Origin of the sequence: Bradyrhizobium sp. AZCC 1578, assembly GCF_036924675.1 — a bacterium.
GTDB lineage: Bacteria > Pseudomonadota > Alphaproteobacteria > Rhizobiales > Xanthobacteraceae > Bradyrhizobium.
The window spans coordinates 7,523,334-7,541,389 of sequence record NZ_JAZHRZ010000001.1 but is presented as its reverse complement, the minus strand read 5'-3'; the positions used below and the strand labels follow the sequence as shown (position 1 = coordinate 7,541,389).

The 18,056-nt window shown below is 59.9% G+C and carries 17 protein-coding genes and 1 tRNA gene; 7 read left to right on the top strand and 11 right to left on the bottom strand.

Going from position 1 to position 18,056, the window contains the following annotated elements; genetic code table 11:
* The first annotated feature begins 657 nt into the window (after positions 1 to 657).
* Positions 658 to 1,557, top strand: coding sequence for an NmrA family NAD(P)-binding protein (locus tag V1290_RS35995; RefSeq protein ID WP_334368823.1), 900 nt, complete (start codon positions 658 to 660; stop codon positions 1,555 to 1,557).
* A gap of 664 nt (positions 1,558 to 2,221) precedes the next feature.
* Positions 2,222 to 2,536: a hypothetical protein gene (locus tag V1290_RS35990; protein ID WP_334368822.1), complete on the top strand. Its 315-nt coding sequence runs from the start codon at positions 2,222 to 2,224 to the stop codon at positions 2,534 to 2,536.
* Between the two features lie 323 nt (positions 2,537 to 2,859).
* On the opposite strand, the gene V1290_RS35985 is transcribed toward V1290_RS35990, so the two are convergent.
* Entirely contained in the window at positions 2,860 to 3,312 is a 453-nt protein-coding gene (locus tag V1290_RS35985) for a cupin domain-containing protein (protein ID WP_334368821.1), read from the bottom strand.
* Positions 3,313 to 3,593: 281 nt separating this feature from the next.
* Between V1290_RS35985 and V1290_RS35980 the strand changes: the two genes are divergently transcribed.
* The gene (locus V1290_RS35980; protein ID WP_334368820.1) at positions 3,594 to 4,679 is read left to right on the top strand and encodes a transporter; all 1,086 of its coding nucleotides are present in this window, start codon (positions 3,594 to 3,596) and stop codon (positions 4,677 to 4,679) included.
* A gap of 346 nt (positions 4,680 to 5,025) precedes the next feature.
* On the opposite strand, the gene V1290_RS35975 is transcribed toward V1290_RS35980, so the two are convergent.
* The 10 genes from V1290_RS35975 to V1290_RS35930 form a co-directional block, all read right to left on the bottom strand.
* Positions 5,026 to 5,856 carry a hypothetical protein gene (locus V1290_RS35975; protein ID WP_334368819.1) on the bottom strand — a complete coding sequence of 277 codons (831 nt, stop codon included), beginning with the start codon at positions 5,854 to 5,856 and terminating at the stop codon, positions 5,026 to 5,028.
* Positions 5,857 to 5,934: 78 nt separating this feature from the next.
* Complete coding sequence (locus V1290_RS35970) at positions 5,935 to 6,414, bottom strand: hypothetical protein (protein WP_334368818.1); 480 nt, start codon at positions 6,412 to 6,414, stop codon at positions 5,935 to 5,937.
* On the bottom strand, positions 6,411 to 6,704 hold the full coding sequence (locus V1290_RS35965; protein WP_334368817.1) for a hypothetical protein: 294 nt from the start codon (positions 6,702 to 6,704) through the stop codon (positions 6,411 to 6,413). The genes V1290_RS35970 and V1290_RS35965 overlap by 4 nt, the downstream gene beginning before the upstream one ends.
* A complete protein-coding gene (locus V1290_RS35960; protein WP_334368816.1) occupies positions 6,694 to 7,227 on the bottom strand; it encodes a hypothetical protein in 534 nt (177 codons plus the stop codon). Before V1290_RS35960 ends, V1290_RS35965 begins: the two co-directional genes overlap by 11 nt.
* A gap of 398 nt (positions 7,228 to 7,625) precedes the next feature.
* The gene (locus tag V1290_RS35955; protein WP_334368815.1) at positions 7,626 to 8,288 is read right to left on the bottom strand and encodes a hypothetical protein; all 663 of its coding nucleotides are present in this window, start codon (positions 8,286 to 8,288) and stop codon (positions 7,626 to 7,628) included.
* The gene (locus V1290_RS35950) at positions 8,285 to 8,527 is read right to left on the bottom strand and encodes a DUF6074 family protein (RefSeq protein ID WP_334368814.1); all 243 of its coding nucleotides are present in this window, start codon (positions 8,525 to 8,527) and stop codon (positions 8,285 to 8,287) included. Before V1290_RS35950 ends, V1290_RS35955 begins: the two co-directional genes overlap by 4 nt.
* 26 nt (positions 8,528 to 8,553) lie before the next feature.
* A complete protein-coding gene (locus V1290_RS35945; protein ID WP_334368812.1) occupies positions 8,554 to 9,018 on the bottom strand; it encodes a hypothetical protein in 465 nt (154 codons plus the stop codon).
* Positions 9,018 to 9,239, bottom strand: a complete 222-nt coding sequence (locus V1290_RS35940) for a hypothetical protein (protein ID WP_334368811.1) — start codon at positions 9,237 to 9,239, stop codon at positions 9,018 to 9,020. Before V1290_RS35940 ends, V1290_RS35945 begins: the two co-directional genes overlap by 1 nt.
* A gap of 97 nt (positions 9,240 to 9,336) precedes the next feature.
* A complete protein-coding gene (locus V1290_RS35935) occupies positions 9,337 to 10,056 on the bottom strand; it encodes a hypothetical protein (RefSeq protein ID WP_334368810.1) in 720 nt (239 codons plus the stop codon).
* Positions 10,053 to 11,165: a tyrosine-type recombinase/integrase gene (locus V1290_RS35930; protein ID WP_334368809.1), complete on the bottom strand. Its 1,113-nt coding sequence runs from the start codon at positions 11,163 to 11,165 to the stop codon at positions 10,053 to 10,055. The genes V1290_RS35935 and V1290_RS35930 overlap by 4 nt, the downstream gene beginning before the upstream one ends.
* A gap of 291 nt (positions 11,166 to 11,456) precedes the next feature.
* On the opposite strand from V1290_RS35930, the gene V1290_RS35925 reads away from it, so the two are divergent.
* The 4 genes from V1290_RS35925 to V1290_RS35910 all read left to right on the top strand — a co-directional run bounded on the left by V1290_RS35925 (position 11,457) and on the right by V1290_RS35910 (position 18,036).
* A tRNA-Glu gene (locus tag V1290_RS35925) sits at positions 11,457 to 11,549 on the top strand.
* A gap of 311 nt (positions 11,550 to 11,860) precedes the next feature.
* A complete protein-coding gene (locus V1290_RS35920) occupies positions 11,861 to 14,647 on the top strand; it encodes a UPF0182 family membrane protein (protein WP_334368808.1) in 2,787 nt (928 codons plus the stop codon).
* 923 nt (positions 14,648 to 15,570) lie between these two features.
* Positions 15,571 to 16,803 carry a Zn-dependent hydrolase gene (locus tag V1290_RS35915; protein ID WP_334368807.1) on the top strand — a complete coding sequence of 411 codons (1,233 nt, stop codon included), beginning with the start codon at positions 15,571 to 15,573 and terminating at the stop codon, positions 16,801 to 16,803.
* Between the two features lie 18 nt (positions 16,804 to 16,821).
* Positions 16,822 to 18,036: an MFS transporter gene (locus V1290_RS35910; RefSeq protein ID WP_334368806.1), complete on the top strand. Its 1,215-nt coding sequence runs from the start codon at positions 16,822 to 16,824 to the stop codon at positions 18,034 to 18,036.
* Positions 18,037 to 18,056: the final 20 nt, after the last annotated feature.

The window sequence follows — 18,056 nt, the reverse complement described above, 5'->3', positions numbered from 1 at the left end:
TGGGCGAAAGGCTCACTGCTATGCGCTTCGTCAGTTGAAGGCGAGTGCGGCCGAGACCCCTCAGCTTCCATGTCATCGATGGCCAGGCCTGCTCGGGCTTGACAGCCGATCCGATTTCAATGGACTGCACAGCCTGCACAGCCGTTAGCAGAATGATGAAGTTAAGCTTTATGTCTGCGACGTGCTCGCAATGCGGTGCGAAGACTTTGTGACAGCTCCCTCCTCATCCTTGAAAGAACAACCAAGCGCGGGTACTGACGCGCCGCGTGGATGGCATTTTCATTTTCGACTTTGGGCAAGGCGAATTGGACCGTATGGAGTCCGCCGCGCATGCCTGATTAGGCGGCTGCGCCGCCCGTAGCTCACGAAGAACATGATTACAGCATGGATTTGCGCGTTACGAAATGGGGCCCGGTGCCATGGTGCACATCAGTATTTCTGAACTGTCCACAATGTGTCAAAAGCGGAAGGGTCAGTGACATAGTCTTGATGCTGGGCCGTGCCGCATCACATGTCTTTTTGTTACTCGGCTCGCCCGGTTCTCGACCAGGAGAGCCCTGTCGAGTCGTCCTGTAACCCGGCGATCGTCCCGCAATCTGAACTCATCCAGAGGCAATTAAAATGACTACGCAATCGTCACATGCTAGCCCGATCCTGGTGACCGGCGCGGGTGGCGCTGTCGGCTCCATCGGCCGCAATCTCACCGAAATGCTGCTCGCCAAACAGCGCAAGGTGCGCGCCCTGGTGCGCCGCGAGGATGAACGCGCTGAGGCCTTGCGCCAGCTCGGCGCCGAGGTCGTGCAAGGCGACCTGACTGACCTCACCGCGATGCACCGCGCGATCGAAGGTTGCGCGAGTGTCTATTTCGGCATGTCGGTTTCGGCCGATTACCTGACGGCCACGGTCAACACCGCCGCCGTGGCGCGCCATCACGGCGTCGAAGCGTTCGTGAACATGTCTCAGATGACCGTTACGCAGATGAGTATCACCGAGAGCACCGACAGCCCGCAGCACAAGCTGCACTGGCTGGCTGAACAGGCTTTGTCCTGGTCGGGCCTCCCGGTCGTCACCATGCGGCCCACGGTCTTCCTCGAAGGGTTCTTCCGCCTTTTCGCTGCCCCGAGCGTGCGGGAGGCCGACGAACTGGCGTTGCCAATGGGTGACGGCAAAACCTCACCGATTTCGGCCGTGGACGTGGCGCGCGCCGTATCGGTCGTCCTCGAGGATCCCACGCCGCACATCGGCCAGATCTACAATCTGACCGGCTTTGAATCGGCCGATCTGGAGCACTACGCGCGCGTGTTCTCCGAGGCGCTGGGTCGGACGATCCACTATCGCGACGTGCCACTCTCCGACTGGAGCGAAAAGCTTCTGGGGGCTGGCGTGCCCGCGCACATCGTCAAGCACCTTTCCGTGATGACGGAGCTGAACAAGCAGGGCCGCTACGACCGTATGACCGACGACCTGTTCAAGCTCACCGGCCAGAAGCCGATCAGCATGTACGACTTCATCAAGTTGCATGCCGCTGAATTCACGCGGGATGGAACCGCGGCTTGAGCGGGCCATTCGACGGGGCCTTTTACTTTTACGAGGCGTTTATCTCAGGCCGTGGCACTGCCGCGAACGAGCGTCAGCATTTCGGGATGTCCGATTTGGGTCGATTGTGTTGAAAAAACTCGAAAATCGCGGGGCTCCGAAAATCTCGCAAATGTAGCGCATTGGCGATTTCAGCCACTGCAAGGCTCTGTAGAATCGATACGAGCTCCAGCGATCGTTTTTGCGGCAATTGATGTGGTCCCTCACCTCGCAGCGAGAGAGACGCACCAGCGGTCCTGAGAATTTTCAGTCATCAGCGAAAAAGGACTTTTTTCAACACAATCGGTCAAAAGCAGCGGTAAAGGTCGAGCCGCGTCGCGTCCGGTCTCGCTCTAACAGCGGACGTTGCGGGGTCTCCACTCGATGTGCGGCTATGGGGCGCCAATAGGCGACATAGAAGACTTGGCTTGGAGATCGCTAGAGGCCCTCGATCTTAACGCCCCGTGGTCTGGTCCCGCATGTTCAGCTCCGCCTCCCGCCTAGTTACGAGTTCACGCAGAACTCGCCGCTTAAGCAATCGAGCGTGCATTAAGCCAACCCTTGACCTTTTGAAGATAGCAATCGGAACTAGGAAACGTTCGGAAGTTCGCGCGTTACCGGACCGGACCAACACAGGAGAGGACGTATGCGAACCGCAACACTCGCGATGATTGTCGTTGCCGGAAGCGCGATTGCCTTCCAAGCGGCGGCGCAACAGCAACCGGCCGCACCTAGTGAGCAAACCAAGGAGGAGATGCATCGTGATGTAGACAAAGGGCCCAAGACTAGCGAGCCCAACGAGCAGATGCAGCGTGATGCAGACAAAGGGGTCAAGACTCGCCAGTCCGGTGAGTCAGGTTATGTCGGCATGGAGGAAAAGCCGGGCGCGTCCGCCCATCCTCCGGGCCGACCGGGAAGTCAGACCACGGGTTCGGGTAGCCAGACCGGCGCTCCGAAATAGACCGCTAGCGATCGCTTACGTCGACGGAGAGCTGCGTCAAGGTCAGCCTGACCGCGCGGCGCTCAAAGTGGCCGCCCCGACGCTTCGCGTTTGGGCCCGTGCTTGGCCAATCAAACTAGCCGCCGACCAAATGTCCGTTGGGGGTCACAAGCGGCGGTCGAAGGATCGCTAATGCGAAGTCCGGACTGCCCCCAATACCAGACCAGCCCCAAGCGACGAAGTTGGTCGGCTTGGGGCCCAACAGCCGACATCGCGCCTGTGCCGGAATGACGAAAGAGGCCGCCGATTGAGGCGGCCTCTTTTTATGCTTCGGCGCTTCGTTTTTACTTCTTGCGCGGATCATCGGCTGGATCGATGAACACGATGCCCCCCGGCCCGGTGAATACAATTTGGACCATCGTTTCTTCGTTTGTCGTCCAAACATAATGGGGGTGCTTCGCCGGCAGCGCGAAGACGGAGCCCGGCTTCAATATCTCGCCTTTCGAGGGATCAAACTTTTCCCCCATGGCGTTCCCAAAGCTGCCACTCATCACGGTGACGACCTCGGCATAGGGATGAGTGTGCGGCGGAACTTTATAATTCGGCGGGAATTTCACCCGCTGGACGATCGTCTCGGCCTTTGTTGGATCACCGATCAAGATGGCGGTTTGCACGCCCCTGAAGACCGGATGCTCTATCCACGTCAGCCCGTCGGACTTGACCACCTTCATCGCATCTTGAGCCATCGCAGAACTTGCCAACGCGATCAAAGTGGCGGCGACAAAGGACTTGTTCATCCTAACCTCCTCCCAAATGTTGCGGAGCTCGAAGGCCCAATAGGATACAGCAAAACTCAGACTGAAGCGCTTAAATTCATTTTCGGATCGGCTTGAACCGTCCATCGCGAACCAAGTCGGAATTGGGTCAAATCGGCGGTCACGGCTGTCGCGATCCAGGGTCCGGCCTTCCTCCGACACCCGACATCGGGGCGGCGAGGCGTCTGTCGGCTCAGGGGCAGTATCGCAAGTGACGAAATTAACGTAGGATGGATGCCGCGCGTGACGTCAGAGGGGCGACAATGATCAATCGACTCTCATTCGTTGTTGCTCTGGTCGCATCGACGGCTATCGGTGCGAGCCCTGCATCGGCGCATCATCCGGGCATCGGCGGTATCGGCGGAGCCGGCGGCATCTTCACGATTGGCGCCGGCACTCTTGATCAGGGCCAGTTCGCGTTTTCAATCTTCGTCGATTATCTTCGGCTCAAGCAACTAAGCGAACCGACGCTGCTCGCGAACGTCGGCAACGACGTCCACGGTCTGCAAACAGTCGAGAGCTACGCTGTTGCGGTTGCCTATGGCATCACCAACGATCTCACTGTGTCCGTGCGACTGCCATGGGTGCGCCGCACCGGCATCCTCGAAGCGGTGCAGGAAGACCCGGCTGATCCCGCCACGGTGCGTGACCGTGGCAATACATCGAGGTTCGGCGATGTGACCGTACTTGGCCAATACCGCTTCGTGAACAATCAGGTGAGCGGAACGCAGGCGGCGATACTGCTTGGTGTCAAGGCGCCGACGGGTACAACCGGCTTGGTTGACAGGTTCGGTGAAATCTTCGAGGCCGAATTTCAGCCTGGATCGGGCTCTTGGGATGGACTTTTCGGCGCAGCGTTAAGCCAGCGCTTAAATCCCGCGTTGAGCTTCCATGCCAATGTGCTGGCGATTGCTACTGGCACCGGAACGCAAAATACCAATCTCGGCAACCGCTTCCTTTATAACGCCGCGCTTTCCTACCGGATCTTCGGCGAGACCGCGAGCGAGCCGCATACGCACGATCCACCGAACGCCTATGCGCATGCTGGTCATGACCACTCGAGGATGATCACGAAGGCTTCAACGGTGACCGCGCCACACGGTCACGTTGCGCTCGACGCGTTATTTGAGATTAACGGCGAATGGCATGACAAGCAGCGAATCGCCGGGATCAGTGATCCCAATTCGGGCGGCAACACGATCTTCGTTTCGCCGGGTCTTCGGCTGACCATGGACAACTGGTCGAGCTACGTGCTTGTCGGCATTCCGGTCATCAACAACTACAACGGTGTGCAAGCCACCCCCGCATGGCGCACTTTGGTGGGAGTCTCCGCCGTCTTTGGACCCTGAATCGCGACGAAGTCTGTTCTGGGTCACGAGCGGTAATACTCTGACTGATCGCAAGATTTCCGCTTGGCCGTCAGAAGCTGACATTTACGCATTTATGAGTACACGTCGGCAGCAAGGCTTTTCCGTCGTCCTGGAACGCGAACGCAATGACAGCGCCGACATTGCTTTTCGTTGGCTAGAGCGGACGAAATTCGATGCGTCCCGGTCACCGTGTGACTCCAGGATCGTTCGCAGCACCAGCGTGAGATGCTCCTCGCCGTGCTTCTCGCGCCAGCCGTCTGGTCGAGCAGCTGGTCGCCTGTTTCTTTCTTCCAGGATGACTGCAACTACCTCCTTGGAGGCAACATCAGGCGACCTTTTTCTCGACCGACGGCACCGGACGCAGCTCGATCTCAACGGGTCGCTCGCGAGTCTCCTTTGCCGCACGTTCAGCTTTCGCGAGTGCATCAATGACTTGGTCGGGATACGAAAGATTGGTGCCATCGAATGCGAAGCCCGGGCCGTCGGGCCGAGGCAAACGCATCTGCCAAAGTGGCTGCGGACGCTCGGCCTGTTCGGCCGGATGATATTCGATCTGATCGAACAGCGCGGCCACGCATCTTGTGTAATACGTCCCCTCACCTGTCCTCCCGCGGCCGTTGCCAAGATCGACAACGGAGTCTTGGTCGCCGATGATCGTGCCGGTTGGGGTCGTCCAAAGCCAGACCCGAGTCTTCTTGACTTCCTGACGGTCGAGCCCGGGGCGACCGCGGGCGATGAGGTCGGCAGGCGCGAGCCGCTCGAGGTCGTCCGGAAGCGCCGCGTTGATCTCCGCGTCCTCCACAGCCGATTGGGCGACGTCTCGGACTAGAGCCAGCAAGATGGCGTTGGCCTTCGCGATATCGGCCTTGATGCGTGCCGCAAGCTTAACGTTCACGGCCTTGCGATCGGCATGGCGCTTGCGCAGCGTGTCGTCGGCGGCCTTGACCTCAGCGATTGCGGCTTCCGCCTCGAGAACCTCGATCAGCGCGACGAGTCTCTCCCGTTCTGCCGTCGCGGCGGCATACTTGGTGCGCCACTCGTTGAACAATGCCTGGTCGCGTGCTGCTTCGCTCTTGGCGACCTCGAGCGCGGCAAGTTCGGTCTCGATGGCCGCGAGAGCGGCGCGGACCTGGTCGAGGGCGGTTCGGCTGGGCATTTGTTCGTTCCTTCACTAGCAGAATTGAGGCGCCGCGCGGACGAGGATGACCACCGCGCGGCGCAGGCGTCCGGCGCCTCATTTGAGCTGTGCTCGCCGGACGACGACAGATTTCGGATCGACGGCACCGCAGGACGCTTTCCCTTCCTGCGGTGCCGTCGTGTTGGAGCCGGTGCATCCGCGGCCCAACATCTGGAAGCAATCTACTTCGTCGTCAGCGCTATTCGCCACCGACGATCCGGACGATTCGAACTTTTGGGTCGTGTTGAATTTAGCCCGCCCCAACTCGACCAGCGTTGCATGCTCCTCGAATTCGGCATGCTTCACATGCCAGCCTCCGGGAAGCTTCAAAGCCCAATCGTGGTTCGCGCAAATCCGGCGAATGAGCCAGTCGTCAAACGGAAAGCCGCGGTCCGCGAAGGCGCGGGCAGCGGGCTTCCAGCGCACGCACGGCTTGACCGCGGCCCTTGCGACCGGAGGCGGTGTCTGGTCGCCCTGCCGCGAGCGCATGAACTCCAGCACTTTTTCCAAATGCGCGATGAATTCGGTGTCGGTCATTGTTTCGCCCTTGGATAAATCAAGTCTGCTACGGCTTGGACCCCGGCGAGGTCGTCACCGTCGACCTTCATCAGTGCGAGCGACAAGCAGACGCGATACTCATTGTGAATGCATTCATACTCCGGGTACATCGCCCCACACTTTCGGCGGAACGTCGCGGCAGCATTAAGCGCCGCCGCGGCCGTCGCGATCTCGCCGAGTGTCGCCCCTTCCCGGCACACTGCATTCTCAATGGCGGCCCATGCGAGGTCATCGAGGCCGTGCATGATCGGCGTAACGTCAATCCTCATCGACGTCGCCCTCGTCATCGGCGATCGGCTTCCCGGCTTTGGCGTCGTCAGCCAGCGCGGCGAGCGACGCCTTGAATCTCAAGATGGCCGCGGTGAGGTGCGACTGGATGATCTCACGCAATCCAAGATCCCGCGTGCTGGCGGCCGCGACGCCAGCCAGCTCGCCACAAAACTTTGAGGCGATCATGCCGACCGCGTAATTTACGTCCTCCAGTGAGATCAGCTCGTTTCGCTCCCTAGCGATGCGTTGCTCAAGCTCCTGCGCCTTCAGGGTCCTGATGCGGTCCATGCCGTTGTCGGTCTGTTTCAGGCTGGCGATGTACGTCGGCACCACTCGCCATCCGTCCAGCTTTCCGTTTGGAAGCGTCGGAAATACGCCCTGCTGGATCATCTGCGAAATGCGCTGCTGCGTGACGCCGAGCAAGATCGCGAGCTTCCCCTGCGTCAGTTCAAGCGCGGTGGTCTTGGCTGTTCTGGCGGTCTTCTTGTTCGTGGGTTTTTTGGTCGTGGGCTTCTTGGTCATGGGGTCTTCTTTGGGTTGTCGGATTAAAGTCACAAACAAGCGATTTTTGATTTTCCGAAATTTAGAGGGTATTCAGGCGCGTCCGGCGCGCAGTGGGCAGGCGTGGCGAAAGGTACCTAACGGAATTCGCTTCCTCCCCGCCCTTTGCGTCGGCGCTGATGCGTATTCGCGACGTGACACGCGAAAACAGCGGCTTGCTATCGGATGCGCACAGGCGGTCAGCGTAGGAGGCTGATTGCCGTTGATCCGGCGGCCTATGGCAAGGGTTTGCCCGACTGCAGCGAAGCGGCCCGCATTGCCGTGCTGGCTTTGGATGAATGGTGTAGGCGGGATGCAGCGCGGGTCAGCGCATAGGTGGTGTAGGTGTAGGCGCGCGCGCTGGCTTGGGTTGGCTTGCATCACGCTGCACCGCCGCGTTTCTTGGTCTCAGGGAAGGAAAACCTAGTGGCTAACCTAGATATGGGCTGCACGTCGGTACCACCCCATCGCGCTGATATGGACTGCACGTCGGTACCACTTCCATCGCTAGGTGGTACGAACGTGCAGCCCACCTCTGGCACCGACGTGCAGTCCACTGTGGCACCAACGTGCAGCCCGGGATTCTGTTTTTTGAAGGCCGCCTGCTTGCGTGCGTTCCAGCGGCGCGACGGCGCGACATGCGGCTCGAACACCACGCCATCCCATCGCAGAAATTCCTTGGTTGGCGACTCTAGTTCGTTGTTGCCCTTCCGGGTTGGCAAGTCGGTGATGCGCCAGTGTGTCGCCTTACCCTTGCCGTCGACACCAAGGCTTGCGGCTTCGGTCTGCACGATGAAGCCGTAGTGAGCCAGCTCGCGGTACCAGTTGGCGATGTCGTTCCGGCTCTTATGACCCAGCTCTTCGCCGGCATCGCGAAGACTGAGGTAAACGTGCCCATTGTTCTTGACGCAATGCGTCCGCAACGCCGTGAACAGTGCCCTAGCCCCGAAGGAAAGCTGCCGATACGCAGGCGTCGCCAGGGTTTCACGAAACAGCGGCACGAAGGGCGGGAGTTTATCGCGCAGTATGTCCTTCCTGCTCATGCACCACCGACAGATTTCACTTGAACGAATTCTGTGTACATAGCAGCCGCCATGCTGTGCAGTTCGCGGTTGATCAAGTTCTCAGAGATGCCGCGTCGGCGCATCGCGTCACGCTGAACCAACAGTTGGCGCTCGACATATCGGACAGCCGAGTCCGGGTTCATGCGAGCGGCATGAGCAGCCTGTTTCCGGATAAAGTTGCGGCGCCTTGCGATCGGGAACGGTACGACGTCAGTCATGAGACTACCTCGCTCATTTGCAAGCATCAGGCGCTTGGAGTCGTTGGGGCTGGGTGGGTAGCGGCCGCATCCGCTGTCGAGATAAATCCGCCCGAAACTGGCGTGCTGTCGCGCCGGAAATGGAAGCGGCTGAGAATGGCACGCTGCCGGTCGGAAGGGCGGACCGATTTTCTCAGTCCCAACAGGCGCCGTATCGTCTCGGCCAATGACTCGGACGGGAGGTCGTCCAGGCGCATGACCCCCTCAGTGTCGCCATCTTGCGTTGCGGGCAGGCCTAAAGCGAATTTAGCGGCTTCCCACCGACGTTTGGTCTTGCAATCCATGTACACGTATATGGCGGTGCCGTCGGTCGCGATGTGTCCGCGGCGGCCGACGATGTTCCAGTCGCCGCATAGGTCACGGCTCAGGCGGGTCTTCGAGACGCTGAGGGCGTCGACCAAGCCGAGCAGCAGGTTGCGATCGGCTTTGTGGCTTGTTCGATCGGGGCGCATCAGGCTGCCCCGCCCTTGGCGGTATGCTTGCCTTCCGCAACGTCGCCGACGACCGGAAGTCCCTTTAGAAAAGTGATATAGTTGTCGTGCGTGATGATCGTGCGCCGGCCAGCCTTCTGCGCGATCAGCTTCCGTTCCTTGATGGCGTTGAAAAGCGAACTTCGCCTGAGAGGGCCAGCCTTAGCGAGCTCTTCGATTCCGTATGCGGGCTTAATTTCCATCGTGCGCTCTCCGTTCGTCGTCGTGTTTCAACGTGTACGAACGGCCGCCCGCGGTCCACTTGCAGACCCGGAAATTAAACCTTCTGAAATTTGCGTTCTATTTCCGAATTGAGCGCTTGCGTCTGTTTGGACGAATTTGCTTGCGCACGCGCTCCTTGAATTTCAACCAATGGCTCGCACTCTGCTGGGGATACCCGAACTCCTCCAGGGCGGTTGCGATCAGCGTTGAGAAATTGGTCGGATCATCGCGTCCCCGCATATCCCCAAATTCATCGCGCCAAACGGCCCTTGCCATGTCGACGAACGCGCGCGTGAAGTGATCCGCTGCGTTTGATGACTGAGTTGACGGCGGAACATTTCGTCCTGGAAGCACATTTCGGTTTAAGTATTTCGAGAGCAGATCGTGCGCGTGTCTAAGATCGGCGTTTAGTTGCAGGAAGTCTCGTTCAACAGCCTGACGGCTCAACAATTGCGACGAATCGCTCGGGTCATCTGGAACAAAGACCAGGGCGCGGTAAACTAACTCCGTGTCCGCCTGAGAAGCGGCGATCATGTGCCTTCTTACTGCATTCAGAGATTTGAGGTATTTTTTCGCCTCATTGATCCTTTGCGGGCGCGGTCCGAGATCCTCTTCGGTCAGTGAAGCATGAAGTGCCGCGCGCCAAAGTCCCTGCCTAGTTCGAAGCGGATCGGCTTTGGAATTGCGCTGCCGGTTTATCCGATCAACTTCAGAATCAAGTTTGGACGAGCCTGCCGGTGCTTCATATTTTCGTCTATCGGGACGTACCGTCGCTGTATTGGCTTCTTTCTTTCTCATGATTGCCGATCTTTTTTCCGGCGAATGGCCCGCACATTGCCGAGCACGGCGCCGAATTTCGGTGCATGCGCGCGCACCGCCTGTGCCACATACGATGGCGCCAAGTGGCCGTAATGCTTTTCGACCATACGTGTGGTCGAGTGACCGAGATTCTTCGCCACAACGATCAAGGGCATGCCGTTCATCACAGCGTGACTGGCCCAGGTATGACGCAGTCCGTGGAAGTTGATCGAGGGCGTGATCTTGGCCCGCTTGTTCGTTTCGCGGATCGGATCCGCCTGGTGATCGTCGAGCCATTTCGAGCCGTCCGCCTTCAAGAAAATCGGCTCCGTCCCGGTGCGTCCCGCCGTGATCTCCTCGAAGAAGTCGACGCCGTCGGCGCTCAGCACGATGTGCCGCGGCTTCCCAGTTTTGGGGTCGGGCACCGAGACTGTTCCAGCGTCGGAATTGAAGTCGGCCACAAGCATGTCGCATAGCTCGCCATACCTCGCTCCGCTCTCCAGCGCACCCCTGACCAGCTTGCGGAAGTCCTCTTCTGACGCGTTGATGAAACGGGTCGCTTCTTCGAGGGACAGATAGCGAATGCGCGCGCTCTCCGCGTTCCTAAATGGCTCAACGCTGCGCCACGCGCGATCGCTGGTGACATGCTTGTCCCGCCACGATCTATTGAGGGCGGCTTTCAGAATTGTGAGAATGCGGTTTGCTGTCGACTTGCGCCGGCGCTCACGCTCTGGGTCATTCTCATTGAGACGAAACTTCTGTTCGCCGCCCTTTTTGGTCCGAACGCGAGCCGGCGCTTTCGCGAGCCCGACGTGCCACTTCCGAACCTGGTCGGCGGTCAGATCATCAAGCTTAATCTTTCCAAGAGCCGGCAGAATGAAAGCATCGGCCGCGTACCGCGCCTCCTTCGCAGACTTCCGGTGGCTTTCTAAGAATTCGATATAGCTGTCCACCGAGTCCTTGACCGTACGCGGCGCGTCCGCGACGCGACCGTTGTGCGCTCGCTGAACCATTTGCTCGCGGGCCTTCGCTTGGGCCTGCCAGAAACTGAGGATGGCGATGCCATCGGGGTCTGAAAAGTCATCGGCGGTGCCGAATGTATCCGTCACGTAATCGTTCTTGCCACCGAGGTGATGACGGACAACCCACTTTCCTGGTCCGCTAAGCGGCTTGCGATAGCCGATGTGCAGTCCTGGCTCCAGTTGCCGCCAATATGGCTTCCCGCGGGCCCTTAGGCGGCCGCGCGCCGTCCTCGTATCTAGGGACGCGTCTCTGACCGAGCGAGCCATATCAACCCTGCCAACGTTGCGAACGCCGCTGATGTCCAGCAAATGTCCAGCATACGGCAGCATCGTTGACTGGACGATGGTGGATCATAATAAACTAAGTCGCTGATGTCATTAAATAAGTTTTGTACCCCTATGGACGTCGACAAACCCAAATACTACCCTTTCACGGTGGAGAGAGCGGTTCGATTCCGCTAGGGAGCGCCAAATTGCCACCACTCCGAACAAAACTGCGAACCCATGACGGCACGGATGCCATCCATGCCGGTGGGTTTTCGCCATGGCCCAAGGCATCAACTTAAATGCCGCGGTATCTGGCGGTGCGGAAGTTGGCATAGAAACGCGTGCTGGCGGAAAGCCATCGGCTGATCCGCCCCCCAAAAACGTTCGAAACAGCTTCGATCGTTCCGCGGTTCCGGCGACAGAGCTTCGGGCGTCCGGGTCCCCCGCCTAGTAGACTCGCAATCCCGACCACGAATCAAGCGGCCGGCGGCCCTCATTCCCGCTATAATAAAACCATGACGATCGGGATTACCGGACCCGAACGGAAGGTACCAAGGCAAAGCGCCGTGGTCGGGTCCATCATTGCGGCCGCCTTCGTCGCGATTTGCCTGATCCTGCTCTGGCTCACGAGCGACTTCCTGGTTGACTGGCTGTGGTTTTCCGCGATCGGTTATCCGCAGGTTTTTTGGACGACAATCGGCGCCAAGGCCGTCGTCTTTTTTGCAGTCTGGACCGGAACTGCGGTCGTCCTTTGGTTGAACGGATGGCTCGCGGTGCACTTTGCCCGACGGCTGCCGACGCAATCTGTCGCGGCCTTCGTGCAGAATCTCGCGGGCGATGTGCCGCCGCCCGACCTGTTCGCGGTCATGCGCGATCGGCTGCCGTGGCCTCGCGTCATCGCCGGCGGTGCAGGATTGCTCGCTCTGCTGGTTGCCGCGGCAGAAGCCGGCAATTGGGGCATCATCCTGCCATTTTTCTATCACGTTCCCTACGGCGCAGACGATCCGCTCTTCAACAAGGACATCAGTTTCTATCTCTTCGTGCTACCAGCCTATATCCTCGTCAAAAACTGGATGCTGCTCACACTCGTTCTGAGCGCGCTCTTCGCTGCAGCGATCTACTGGGTGCACGGCGATATCGAGTACGGCATTCATCGTCGATCGATGTCGCCGACAGCAATTGCTCACGGCTCGGCGTTGCTTGCTCTCCTCTTGGTCGTGAAGGCCTGGTCGTACGTTCTCGACCGTTACCTTCTACTGTATGGCGACAACGGCGTCGTCGTCGGCGCCAGTTACACCGAGGTGCATGTGGGGCTACCGGGCCTGTGGCTAATGATCGGGCTGTCGATCATTGCGGCGTTTGCTGCGTTGGCAAACTTGCGGGTGAGGACCTACCGGCTCCCTGCCGCCGCGGTCCTGCTTGTCGTCATCGGCTCTGTCGTCCTGTCCGGCGTCGCTCCCGTGCTGTTCCGGCAGTTCTTCGTCAAACCAAGCGAGTTGGAACTGGAGAAGCCCTACATCGAACGCAACATCGCACTCACCCGGCAGGCATACAATCTCGATCAGATCGCAGCCAAGCCGTTTACTGCCGAACAGGAGCTTACCTTCAAGACGCTCGACGCCAATAAGGCGACCATCGAGAATATCAGGCTGTGGGACTGGCAGCCCTTGTCGGACACCTACGCGCAGTTGCAGGAGATCCGCACTTACTACAAATTCCACCATCTTGACGTTGATCGCTACTGGCTCGATGGCTCCTACCAAAGCGTAATGATCTCGGCCCGCGAACTGCGGCCCTCCTTGCTGCCGCCGAATGCACAGACATGGGTCAACCGCCACGTGCTGTTTACTCACGGCACCGGCGCGGTGATGAGCCCGGTCACTCGCAAGAGCACCGAAGGGCTGCCATTCTTTTATTTGCGCGACATACCTCCTGTTGCGGATGGAGGCCCCCAGATCCATGAACCGCGCATCTACTACGGCGAAGAACGCGACAGCTACGTCATCGTCAAGGGGAGCACTCCTGAGTTCGACTATCCGAAGGGAAAGGACAATGTCTACGCGGCCTATGACGGCACCGGTGGCGTTCCGATCGGAACGATGGTGTGGAGAGGCCTGTTTGCTTATTACTTCAACGACCCCAACCTGGTGCTCTCAGGCTACATCACCGCCGACAGCCGGATCATGATCCGCCGCAATATCCAGCAGCGGGTACGGACGATCGCTCCGTTCCTCAGGCTCGATCACGATCCTTATCTGGTCATCAGCGATGGGCGGATGTTCTGGATGCAGGACGCCTATACGGTGAGTTCCTATTTCCCCTATGCACAGCCGGCGCAAGAGCTGGACCTCAACTACATCCGCAATTCAGTGAAGGTTATCGTCGATGCCTATAACGGAACCGTCGACTTCTATCTGATCGACACCCGCGACCCTGTCGCCGCAACCTTCCAGCGCATCTTTCCGGGCTTGTTCAAGCCGTTCTCGGTTATGCCGCCGGACCTGCAGAAACACATTCGCTATCCGGAGGACCTGTTCCTGATTCAGGCGCGGCTGTATCAGACCTACCACATGGAGGCGGCCGACGTTTTCTATAACCGCGAGGATCTCTGGCAGTTTCCGCGCCAGCCGGGCGGTGGCGGCATTGCAACGATGGCCCCTTATTACATCATCATGCGGCTGCCCGGCGAGCCGCAGGCCGAGTTCTTCCTCATGCTTCCGATGGTGCCTAGCCGTCGCGACAACATGATCGCGTGGCTCGCCGCGCGCTGCGACGCGCCCGACTACGGCAAGCTGATCGTCTACGAGTTTCCCAAGGAGAAGCTCGTCTATGGACCATTCCAGATCGAAGCGCGGATCAATCAGAGTACCGAGATATCGCAACAAATCACGCTATGGAATCAGATGGGCTCGCGGGTGATACGCGGTGCGAACTTGCTTGTGATCCCGATCGAGAACTCGATCCTTTATGTAACGCCGCTCTATTTGCGAGCGGAGCACGGACACCTGCCGGAGCTGAAGCGCGTGATCGCAGCCTACGGCGAACATGTGGTAATGAAAGAGACGCTCGCCGAGGCCTTGTCAGCGCTGTTCATAGAGGCCGGCGCTGCACCAGCAGTTTCAACCACGACAGAGGAGAGGCCCGTCACAGGCCCGGCGGCAAGTCGGGCACGGGAGGCGCTTGATCGCTACAATCAAGCAGTGGAGCGATTGAAGTCCGGAGATTGGAAAGGTTTCGGCACGCAGTTCGATGCAATGCGCGAGCTTCTGGAGGAAATGAACCGACGCTCCACCGGCCACTAGGGCCCCGAACCTTCAGTCCAGCGGTGCCTCCGACCCGGAGAAGTGGAAATTATGAACATGGGTGCGGCACCACGATTGAGCTTTGCTCAAAATCATATCGCGATTTCAACAACATAAGAGTTCGTAGTTTTGTTCTGAATGGCGCGCCATCACGTTGCCACCACTTTCAAAGCCCAAGCCGACCGCGTTCAAGGCTTGGGGCAACCATTTTCAGAGCTCAGGTTCCCCGTCGTCCGCAGGTTCCGGCAAACGGACCGTGGCACGTATGTAATGAGGGACAGGGAAATGGATACGGCCGCTATCGCAATCACAACTTGTGTCGCGCCTTACGTCGCACTCCGCTTTACGTTGCAGTGCTACTTTCCGCCGGATACCTGACGGACGGTCGGCGCGAGTTTCTGGGATCATCCTGTGCGAAAAAAACGCGAAACGCATCGTCGTCGGCGCGATCAAGTTGCCGACCGCAAATTGCTTCGCAAACAATGTCGTCGCCGCCATGAAACCGCATGAGCGAAAACCACGCCATGTTCGGCAGACAGCTAGTCTCTCCTAGCCCGCCGACGCGACTTTCGACGCCTGACGCCTTTCGATTCGCCTCGAAGTTTTCCCGGACCGGACAGGTCGAAACGGCCGTCGCGATAACTGCTACAGCCATTATAATCATACTCGGATAATCATATTCGGCGACTCTCGGACGTAAAGCGTCTGGTCACTCCACAGCTTATGCGAAAAGAATGCGTGACTACACGCTTAAGGAGAAGACCGGAAGGTGACGGCGCTCGTGATCGTGGCATGGCTAGCAATCATTGCATTGGCGTTGCATTCCGGAAGATAAGTAAAGCTGCTGGCGGCGTTCACGGAACTTTGTTCTACTCCGAGAACGGTAACGGAACTTTGTTCTACTCCGGAGAACTACGGGAAGCATGGCTGACATTTTCGCGCGCGTCGATGGCGACCGCGTCCTCGCCGATCTCAACGCGCTGCGCGCCATCGGCGCCTACAAGACCGGCGTTCACAAGCCGACTTTCTCTGAACCCCATCTGCGCTCGCTGGCGTGGCTGGTGCAACAGCTTCCTGAGGCCGGCCTCACGGGCGAGATCGACGGAATCGGCAACGTGCTCGGCACCAGCACGAAAAGCGGGCCGAAGCTGCTGGCGGGATCGCATCTGGAAAGCCAAAACCACGCGGGCTGGCTCGATGGACCGCTCGGCGTGGTCTATGCGCTCGAAGCCGCGCGCGTCATCAATCCCGACCCGAATATAAAGGGTGCCGTCGAAGTGGCGGCGTGGTGCGACGAGGAAGGCCATTTCGGACACTTCCTCGGCAGCCGGTCCTATGTCGGTGGCGTCACCGAAGCCGATATCGACGCCGCGCGCGATCGCAACAATGGCAGGAGCATGCGTGACGCGCTACGCGACGCGGGCCTTGCCGGCCGCGCCCGCGCGCGGTGCGAACAAGGGCGGCATACCGGCTATCTGGAAGCCCATATCGAGCAGGGCGAAGCACTGGAAAGCAGCGGCCTCAAGATCGGTATCGTCACGTCCATCGTCGGGATATGGCAATACCGCATCACCTTTACGGGCGAACAAAACCACGCCGGCACCACGCGGATGGCCATTCGCCGGGACGCCGGCCTCGCACTCGCCAGATTTTGCGTCGATATCGACAATCGTTTCCCCGCCGCCTGCGGCCCGCGCACGGTGTGGACCACCGGCCGCATCGCGCTCGACCCCGGTGCGCCCAGCATCATCCCGGGAGCGGCGGAAATGCTGTTCCAGATTCGCGACGATGATCCTGCCGTGATTGCGCGGCTGGAGGAGCTGCTCCACAGCATGGCCGCAGAGGTCAACGCCCAAGGCCGCTGCGCCGTCGCGGTGGAGCGCATCCGCACCGGGACGCCCGCGCGGATGGATGGCTCGTTCCAGCAGGCCATCGAGGCTGCCAGCTCAGCTTTTGCCGATGGCAAGTCGCTCCGCATGCCGAGCGGCGCCGGTCATGACGCCCAGATTCTCTCAACCGTTATGCCGGCCGGCATGCTGTTCGTGCCCTCGATCGGCGGCATTTCGCATCACTGGACCGAGAACACCGCCGACGCCGACATCATTACCGGAGCGGAGGTCTTTGTTGACGCCTGCCGGCGGCTGTTGGCGCAATGAGGCGACGCGAGATGCGACATGGTTGCTGAAACCAGGCCGGCCTATTCGATCAGGGACATTCCGGCCAGCGTATGGGTGCTGGGCTTCGTCTCGATGCTGATGGACATCTCGTCGGAGATGATCCACGCCCTGCTGCCGATCTACCTGGTCTCGGTCCTCGGCGCATCGATGGTGACGGTCGGCGTCATCGAAGGCATCGCCGAGGCGACCGCCGCCATCACAAAAATATTCTCCGGCGCGCTTTCGGACTGGCTCGGCAAACGCAAATGGTTGGCTGCCATCGGTTACGGCCTCGCGGCCTTCACCAAGCCGGTGTTTCCGCTGGCGCCAACCGTCGGCTGGCTGGTGGCCGCGCGTTTCGTCGACCGGATCGGCAAAGGCATTCGCGGCGCCCCGCGTGATGCGTTGGTGGCCGATCTTTCGCCGGCCGATCTGCGCGGCGCGAGCTTTGGGCTGCGCCAATCGCTCGACACGGTCGGCGCCTTCGTCGGTCCCCTGCTCGCCATCGCCCTGATGTGGTGGACATCGGACAACTTCAAGGCGGTGTTCTGGGTTGCCGTAGTTCCCGCCTTCCTGGCGCTGGCGCTGATCGTCTTCGCCGTGCGTGAGCCGGAGCGGCCGCGGGCGCTGCGCACCGTGCGCAATCCGATCAGCCTGGCCGAGATCAAAAACCTGGGGTCGGCCTATTGGTGGGTGGTGGCGGTCGCGAGTGTGTTTACGCTGGCGCGCTTCAGCGAGGCCTTCCTCGTTCTCCGCGCCCAGAATGTCGGAGTGCCGATCGCGCTCGTGCCCGCCGTGCTGGTGGCCATGAATATCGTCTATGCCCTCGCAGCCTACCCCGCCGGCGTCATCTCGGATCGCATGAACCGCACGGCCGTGCTGGCGAGCGGCATACTGGTGCTGGTTGCCGCCGACATCGTGTTGGCGTTGCTGCCGTCGGTGGGCGGTGTTGCGCTGGGCGTCATTCTGTGGGGCCTGCACATGGGGCTGACGCAGGGACTGCTGGCCGCGCTCGTTGCGGATACCGCGCCGGCCGAGTTGCGCGGCACGGCTTACGGATTCTTCAACCTGCTCGGCGGCGTAGCGATGCTCGCGGCCAGCGTCATTGCCGGCGCACTCTGGGATATCGCAGGGCCGCAGGGCACGTTCCTGGCCGGCGCCGGCTTCGCGCTGGTCGCGCTGGCAGGATTGCTGGTGGTACAGGGCAAGATCGGCCAACAGGCCGCCGCCTGAGCGATGCCGGATTCGGCCAG

Excerpts from the sequence above, each read along its gene's own strand:
- V1290_RS35920 (WP_334368808.1), top strand. The coding sequence starts at position 11,861 with ATGACGATCGGGATTACCGGACCCGAACGGAAGGTACCAAGGCAAAGC.
- V1290_RS35955 (WP_334368815.1), bottom strand. The coding sequence starts at position 8,288 with ATGAGCAGGAAGGACATACTGCGCGATAAACTCCCGCCCTTCGTGCCG.
- V1290_RS35950 (WP_334368814.1), bottom strand. The coding sequence starts at position 8,527 with ATGACTGACGTCGTACCGTTCCCGATCGCAAGGCGCCGCAACTTTATC.
- V1290_RS35970 (WP_334368818.1), bottom strand. The coding sequence starts at position 6,414 with ATGACCGACACCGAATTCATCGCGCATTTGGAAAAAGTGCTGGAGTTC.
- V1290_RS35945 (WP_334368812.1), bottom strand. The coding sequence starts at position 9,018 with ATGCGCCCCGATCGAACAAGCCACAAAGCCGATCGCAACCTGCTGCTC.
- V1290_RS35965 (WP_334368817.1), bottom strand. The coding sequence starts at position 6,704 with ATGAGGATTGACGTTACGCCGATCATGCACGGCCTCGATGACCTCGCA.
- V1290_RS35975 (WP_334368819.1), bottom strand. The coding sequence starts at position 5,856 with ATGCCCAGCCGAACCGCCCTCGACCAGGTCCGCGCCGCTCTCGCGGCC.
- V1290_RS35980 (WP_334368820.1), top strand. The coding sequence starts at position 3,594 with ATGATCAATCGACTCTCATTCGTTGTTGCTCTGGTCGCATCGACGGCT.
- V1290_RS35985 (WP_334368821.1), bottom strand. The coding sequence starts at position 3,312 with ATGAACAAGTCCTTTGTCGCCGCCACTTTGATCGCGTTGGCAAGTTCT.
- V1290_RS35910 (WP_334368806.1), top strand. The coding sequence starts at position 16,822 with ATGGTTGCTGAAACCAGGCCGGCCTATTCGATCAGGGACATTCCGGCC.
- V1290_RS35960 (WP_334368816.1), bottom strand. The coding sequence starts at position 7,227 with ATGACCAAGAAGCCCACGACCAAAAAACCCACGAACAAGAAGACCGCC.
- V1290_RS35915 (WP_334368807.1), top strand. The coding sequence starts at position 15,571 with ATGGCTGACATTTTCGCGCGCGTCGATGGCGACCGCGTCCTCGCCGAT.
- V1290_RS35990 (WP_334368822.1), top strand. The coding sequence starts at position 2,222 with ATGCGAACCGCAACACTCGCGATGATTGTCGTTGCCGGAAGCGCGATT.
- V1290_RS35935 (WP_334368810.1), bottom strand. The coding sequence starts at position 10,056 with ATGAGAAAGAAAGAAGCCAATACAGCGACGGTACGTCCCGATAGACGA.
- V1290_RS35940 (WP_334368811.1), bottom strand. The coding sequence starts at position 9,239 with ATGGAAATTAAGCCCGCATACGGAATCGAAGAGCTCGCTAAGGCTGGC.